General features: G+C 61.5%; 2 protein-coding genes. Both read right to left on the bottom strand.

Annotated elements, in window-relative coordinates:
* A partial coding sequence (locus tag ABIB00_RS38950) for a flagellin N-terminal helical domain-containing protein (protein ID WP_502917969.1) occupies positions 1 to 260 on the bottom strand: 260 nt, incomplete at its 3' end.
* A 358-nt stretch (positions 261 to 618) separates the two neighbouring features.
* Positions 619 to 1692 (bottom strand): DUF1522 domain-containing protein (locus tag ABIB00_RS38945; protein WP_354108005.1); only part of this gene is annotated, 1074 nt, incomplete at its 5' end.

Here is a 1692-nt window from a genome sequence, read left to right as displayed (position 1 = left end):
AGCTTCTGCAGCGAGGTGATGCCGGTGTTGGCAGCCTGCAGCACCTGCACGCCGTTGGCGATGCCGTCGAGCAGATTGTTGATGTCGCTGGCGCGATTGTCGAGCGACTGCGCGGTGAAAAAGTTGGTGGGATTGTCCAGGGCCGAGTTGACGCTCTTGCCGGTCGACAGACGGCTCTGCGTGGTGGCGAGAAGATCAGCGGTGGACTGGAGGGAGAGCAGGTTCTGACGAACTGACGAGGAGAGAACGATACCGGACATTGAGTGTTACCCTTCTGGTACGCAACGCAACAAACTTCGATTAGGATTAATCGATGCCGGGACGGTGAACATAGACGGCTAACAAAGCATGAAGCGTGTCGCTCCAATCCCTGCGCGGATTCACCATATGCGCGATCGGAGCCGGATCGGGCTCTCCCATATCGCCATGATAGGATGACGCTTTTTCATGCAGCGACCCGGCGTTTGCGACTTGTCAACCATAACTCAGAGTGAGCGATCGGCTGCATCCGAATGCATCGTCTCCGCTTCGCCGAGCGGCACTCTGATGCCGTCGCAAAAAGAAAGCGGCGGAGCCGAAGCCCCGCCGCCGGATCTTGCTTGCGATGTCTTCCGCTTGTTAGCGGAGCAGCTGGAGCACGCTCTGCTGCGACTGGTTGGCCAGCGACAGCGCGGAGACCGCGATCGACTGGCGGGTCGACAGCGCCTGGCTGTTGGCGGCTTCGGTGTTGGTGTCGGCCAGGGTCAGGTTGGACGAACCGGTCTGCAGCACGTTGATCAGGCTCTTGTTGAAGTCCTGACGAACCTGCACCACCGAGAGGTTCGAACCGAGGCTCGACGCTTCCGAGCGCAGTGTGCTCGACGCGGCGTTCAGGTTCGACAGCACCTTGTTGGTCGCGGAGTTGTCGATGAAGTCGACACCGCTGGTCAACGCAGCGAGGCCGAGACCCTTGGAGTTGTAGGTCACGCCGGTGATGCTGAGGTTCGACTTGCCGGTCTCGTCGAACACCAGCTTGAGCTGGTCGCCGTTCAACAAATTGACGCCGTTGAACGAGGAGTCCTGCGAGGTCGTGTCGATCTGGTTCAGGATGTTGTTGTACTGAGACACCAGGTTCGAACGCGACGTCTGGGCAACCGTGTCCTGGATGGGGCTGGAAGCCGTCGAGAAGGTCAGCGCCGAAGTGAGCGTGCCGCCGATCGAACCACCTGCGGCGCTCGATCCGATGGTCGAGGACGCGTAGTCGTTGGTGGTCGAGACCGTCAGCAGGCCGTTGGCGTCGATCGTCGCGGTCAGGTTGTTGGCCTGAAGCTTCGTGTTGAGCTGATCGAGCGTCTTGACGGTGCCGTTGGTGCCGTCGCCGAAGGTGACATTGACCGCCGTGCCGCCGTTGAAGGCGGAGAAGGTCAAAGACTTGCCGCTGATGCCGCCGACGCCCGAGGTCCGCGCCGCGGTGAAGGCGCTCGCGGTGCCGGTGTTGCCGGCAAAGCCGAGCCCGTTCAGCGCATTGCCGGTGCCCGTGATCGAGAGGTCGGCATTGACGCCGGTCGAGATCTTGAGCTGACCAGATGCGTTGATCGACGAGTTGGTCTGGCCGGTTGCAGTCGTAAGCGCAGCAACGCCGCTGGCGTTGATCGTCGCGGTCTGCACGCCGGTGGCAAGGTCGATCGCCTTCAGCACGTCGTTAACCGTGCC

The sequence above is a fragment of the Bradyrhizobium sp. LB14.3 genome, assembly GCF_040547985.1.
Taxonomy (GTDB): domain Bacteria; phylum Pseudomonadota; class Alphaproteobacteria; order Rhizobiales; family Xanthobacteraceae; genus Bradyrhizobium.
Note: the sequence above shows the minus strand (reverse complement) of the source record. Positions and strands in the feature narration are given on the sequence as shown.